We start from the raw sequence: 529 nt of genomic DNA, 5'->3' as shown, positions 1-529 counted from the left end.
CCGGCGCAGAGCCATCTGGTGTTTAAACATCATCCGATGGACAGGGGACACCGCTTTTATGGCCCCCTGATCACCGGGCTGTGCGGGAAATACGGTATCGCCGGACGGGTACTGTATGTCCACGATCTGTCGCTGCCGCGGCTGCTGACGCATTCGCGGGGGGTTATCACGGTGAACAGTACCGCGGGGCTGTCGGCACTGCATCATCACAAGCCGCTCAAGGTCATGGGCAAAGCGCTGTACGACATAGAGGGATTAACGTGGCAGGGTCCCCTGAACCGGTTCTGGGCGTCGGGTTTTACCCCGGACAGGGCCTTATTCCGGCGGTTTCGTCTTCATCTGCTGCACAGCACCCAGATCAATGCGGTTTTTTACGGGAAATCGGACTGGCTCAGCCATCCGGGGGGCAGGATGGCGGGGAAGGGGAGTGACCGGCGTTGTTATGCCGTTCTGGTCAAACTGGCACAAACGTATAAAAAATTAACGCAGCGTTGATGGCCGTGCCCGGTGTTTCACGTCAGGAATATCC

The 529-nt window shown here is 58.2% G+C and carries 1 protein-coding gene; it reads left to right on the top strand.

Annotated elements, in window-relative coordinates:
* A partial coding sequence (locus ACU8YC_RS26070) for a capsular polysaccharide export protein, LipB/KpsS family (protein WP_446896122.1) occupies positions 1 to 495 on the top strand: 495 nt, incomplete at its 5' end.
* Between the last annotated feature and the right edge of the window lie 34 nt (positions 496 to 529).

It is taken from the genome of Citrobacter sp. VF227 (genome assembly GCF_052950715.1).
This window is presented reverse-complemented; position numbering and strand designations above follow the sequence as displayed.